The following is a 4,395-nucleotide window of genomic DNA, read 5'->3' as shown; positions in this document are numbered from 1 at the left end:
CGAGAAAATAAAGAAAACAAAAAAATACTGGAGATTAATGTATGAATGAGCATCTTGACCTTATAAACAAACTCAATTCAATTCATGATTCTGACATAAGGCAAGCTACATTCATACCTAACTATCACAATATTATTGCGCTCATACATGCAACTCAGGTGTTACTTTTGCCTGAGTTGCATGCACGCAATGTAAGTAACGATACTGCGCAACTCACTGCTACTTTGAATACCGTTACTTCAAACGCGTTAGACACTATAGAACGCATTATATTCCACGAACTTCAATCCTATACAAGCAACTCAATTAAAATTCAAGAAACTTGCAATCAATTCATACATAAACTTCCTACAATTAAAAAGTTACTTTTAACAGATATTCAAGCAATATACGAAGGCGATCCTGCTTGTACAAGCAAAGTGGAAGTAACGCTCGCATACCCTGGTTTTTATGCAATGCTTATTCACCGCACAGCTCACGCACTCTACGAACTTAACGTACCGCTAATTCCTAGACTTATGAGCGAATATGCTCATAGAAAAACCGGAATTGACATTCATCCAGGAGCAAAAATTGGTGCATATTTTTGCATTGATCACGGAACTGGCATTGTAATCGGCGAAACAACTGTAATCGGCGAACATGTTAAGCTTTATCAAGGAGTAACGCTTGGTGCGAAAAGTTTTGCGCTAGACGAGAACGGAAATCCTATAAAAGGTGGAAAGAGACATCCAAATATTGGGAATAATGTTGTAATTTACGCAAACGCAACAATCTTAGGCGGAGAAACCACAATCGGAAGCGGAAGCGTAATTGCAGCAAACGCGTGGATCAACCGCAGCATTCCTGCAAACACAACCTACCACTTCCCTAAAGTCTAATGCGCGCTAAAATACTGATTCCACTTCTACTATTTTATTTGAACATCTGTTAGATTTATTTACAATAAACATCCAAATATAATAAAAGTGCGCGCTCATAAAAACGTAAGAACGCGCACTAGCAAGAATACTTAGCAAAAACTAGCAACAGCTAGAACAGCTACTTTTTAAGTTGCACAGTCTCGTGATCCTTGCCCATCTTAAACTGAATACCTGCACGCTGCCACATGCGATATTCGCCAACCGCAGTAAAGAGAACATCCGTGGAAGAGTTAAGTGCAGTTTCGCAAGAATCCTGAATAACGCCAATAATAAGACCAATAGCAACTACTTGCATAGCGATATCGTTTGAAATGCCAAACGACGAGCATGCAAGAGGTATAAGCAAAAGCGAACCACCAGCCACACCAGATGCGCCTGCAGCAGAAACTGCAGAAAGCACAGAAAGAATCACAGCCGTTGGAATATCAACGCGAATACCAAGCGTGTGAGCAGCGCACAAAGACATGATAGAAATAGTTATAGCAGCTCCGCTCATATTAATAGTTGAACCAAGCGGTATTGAAACAGAGTAATTATCTTTGTTAAATCCAAGCTTTTCGCACAAATTCATATTTACAGGAATGTTCGCAGCAGAAGAACGCATGAAGAACGCTGTAACACCCGAATCGCGCAAAGTTCTAAAAACAAGAGGATACGGATTCTTACGCGTAAGCACGAAAACCAAAATAGGATTAAGAATCAAAGCAACAACAGCCATTGTGCCTACTAACAAAGCAATAACGAAACCATACTCGCTAAAAATACGAAGACCGTTACTTGCAACTGTTGTATAAACAAGACCCATAATGCCAAAAGGTGCTGCGTTAATAATCCAGTGGACAATTTTTCCAATAGCAGATGAAACGTTATCGAAAAATGCTTTTGTAGAAGGCTCGGCTAATCGCAGGGCAACACCGAAAGCAATTGCCCAGAAGAGGATACCAATAAAGTTACCTTTAACGAGAGCGTCTACAGGATTAACAACAATATTTAGCACAAGTGAATTAAGCACCTCACCAATTCCTTGAGGAGAAGGCGAAGACGCTGCTGCAACATGAGCAAAAGTAAAATCAACAGGGAAAATCATAGCAGCACATACGGCTACAAGGCTTGCAGTAAACGTAGATAGCGCGTACAGCCCTATTACCAATTTCATATTGCCAACACTTTTTGCTTGCGCAAGCGCACCAATAACTAGGCAAAATACTAAAATTGGCGCAACAGATTTAAGCGCACTGACGAAAAGTTTTCCCATAAGATCTAGCACATAGACGTGAGCTGGCACAAAAATACCAAGCGCAGCACCGAGAAAAAGACCAATTACAATGCGTAAAATAAGGTCAATGTTATTCCATTTTTGAACAATCTTGTGCATGAGAGTCTCCTGTATAGTAATTTGTGCAGAATGTTTTATACTCTTTTACGTGTATTAGCACTTGCAAGATTTTATTTTTTAAAGATTATACATAAGGATGCATATATATGCAAATCGTTAAGGTTTAATGTTTCAATGTTTCAATAACTTAGCAACTCAGTGACTAAACACTTCAATAAGTGCTTTGTAAGCAAGATAACTCTTAAAATATAGTAAGCAACAATAACTTCCCGTGTAATCGCAAACTAAAATAGCAAAATGCCTCACTTTGCGTAGTAAAGAAAGACGCAAAGTGAGGCACATTTTACATTAACTTCATTATGCTAATTAACCCAATACTCAGCAAACTTACTGAATACAATTAAGCAAACATTAAGCAGCTCTAAAACTAGCTGATCTGCAATAACCAGACCAGCTAGCAAATATCCTACTTATTACTGTGGCGAGAAGTACCACGACGCTTAGCCGAGAAAAGCGCAGCACCAGCAGCACTAAGAGTTGCAGCAAACAAGCCAAACACAGACACGTCACTACCAGTCTTACTAAGCTGAGCAACACTACCACTCTTCAACACCTGAGCACGCACAGAAGCACGAACATCAGCCGCATGAGCCTTAGCAGCAGCCAAAGCCTTACGAGCAGCAGAAAGCTTCTGAACCGCAGCATCAACCTGAGCCTGAGTAGCGTTAGGATCAGCAGCAACCTTCTTAGCCTCAGCCAAAGCAGCATCAAGAGCAGCCTGAGCCTTAGCAACTTGAGCATCCGCCTGCTTCACAGCCGGATTATTCTCAACAGCAGCATTCACAGCAGCAGAATTTACGCCATTAGCATTATTAGCGTTAGCGTTGGCAGCATTGGTGTTAGCAGCGTTACCTGCATTACCAGAGTTTGCACCAGCATCAGCTTTACCAGCTGCGTTGGCAGCATTACCAGTATTAGCACCAGCACCAGCGTTACCGTTACCAGCATTTCCAGGCTGCGAATCAGACTCAGCACCCTGAATCTGAACATTCAACTCACCCTTATCCACAGTAGTAGGCGCATTATCATTCACACCATGACCAGCTTCAGAACCAGAACCAGCATTACCAGCACCAGCACCAGTTCCAGTTCCAGCATTACCAGTTCCAGCATTACCAGTTCCAGCATTACCTGTTCCAGCATTACCTGTTCCGGCATTACCTGTTCCGGCATTACCTGTTCCGGCATTACCTGTTCCGGCATTGCCTGTTCCAGAACCAGAACCAATATTGCCGGTTCCAGCACCGTTATACTTATTCGCAATACTGTTCTTTGCAGCCTGAAGATCCTTCAACGCAGCATCAACTTGAGCCTGGGTAGCATTAGGATCAGCAAGCACACGTTTAGCTTCAGCCAACGCCTTCTTATATACATCCAAATCAGGAGCTTCACCAAGCAAGTAGGCAAATGACTTGCTAAAGTGAGAATCATCATCAACTTCAGCTTGCAATACCGTCTTATTAACACCATTCAAAGCATCTTTAGCATTCTTAAGATTCTTTAACGCAGTATTAACAAGAGCTTGACGATCTGATTGAGACTTAGCAGCAAGATCCACACCCTTACCAGCAGGATCAGCTAGCTTAGATATAAGCTCCTTCGCATCTTGCAAAGCCTTATTATATGTTTGCTGCTTTTCAGCAGTATCATACGCGTATTTTACAGATTCTTTCACACTATTCTCAAGAGCAATCTCAGCTTGCAAATCAGCAATATCAACACCATTTAGTGCAGCAGCTGCGGTTTGAAGTCGAAGCAGCGCAACATTAACAGCAGTCTGCTTCTGATCAGGAGTATTCGCTGATTGAGCATTCTCCGCATCAGCAAGAGCAGACTCAGCATTCGTAAGAGCAGTATCATACTCAGATTTCTTATCCTGAACAGCATTCGTATACTGTACGGACTTCTTCAAAGAATCAGCTTTGTTAATTTCAGCCTGCAACTTAGACGTATCTACAGTTCCATTAAGAGCATTAGAAGCATTCTTAAGAGCAGTAGTAGCATCAGAAATTTCTTTCTCTGTTGCACCCTTCTTAGCAAGAATAGTCTGAGCAGTTTGCAAAGCCTGATCAAACG

At 41.6% G+C, this 4,395-nt stretch carries 2 protein-coding genes and 1 pseudogene; 1 reads left to right on the top strand and 2 read right to left on the bottom strand.

Annotation, left to right across the window (positions count from 1 at the left end; translation table 11 throughout):
• Positions 1–41 precede the first annotated feature (41 nt).
• Entirely contained in the window at positions 42–881 is an 840-nt protein-coding gene (gene epsC, locus A5294_RS02980) for a serine O-acetyltransferase EpsC (RefSeq protein WP_064340425.1), read from the top strand.
• Positions 882–1,041: 160 nt separating this feature from the next.
• Here epsC and sstT read toward each other — a convergent pair whose 3' ends face one another.
• Positions 1,042–2,298, bottom strand: a complete 1,257-nt coding sequence (sstT, locus tag A5294_RS02975; protein ID WP_064340424.1) for a serine/threonine transporter SstT — start codon at positions 2,296–2,298, stop codon at positions 1,042–1,044.
• A gap of 427 nt (positions 2,299–2,725) precedes the next feature.
• Positions 2,726–4,395, bottom strand: a pseudogene (locus A5294_RS02970) (FIVAR domain-containing protein); the annotation flags it as partial.

This window comes from Gardnerella sp. 30-4 (assembly GCF_001641215.1).
Classification (GTDB): domain Bacteria; phylum Actinomycetota; class Actinomycetes; order Actinomycetales; family Bifidobacteriaceae; genus Bifidobacterium; species Bifidobacterium leopoldii.
Note: the sequence above shows the minus strand (reverse complement) of the source record. Positions and strands in the feature narration are given on the sequence as shown.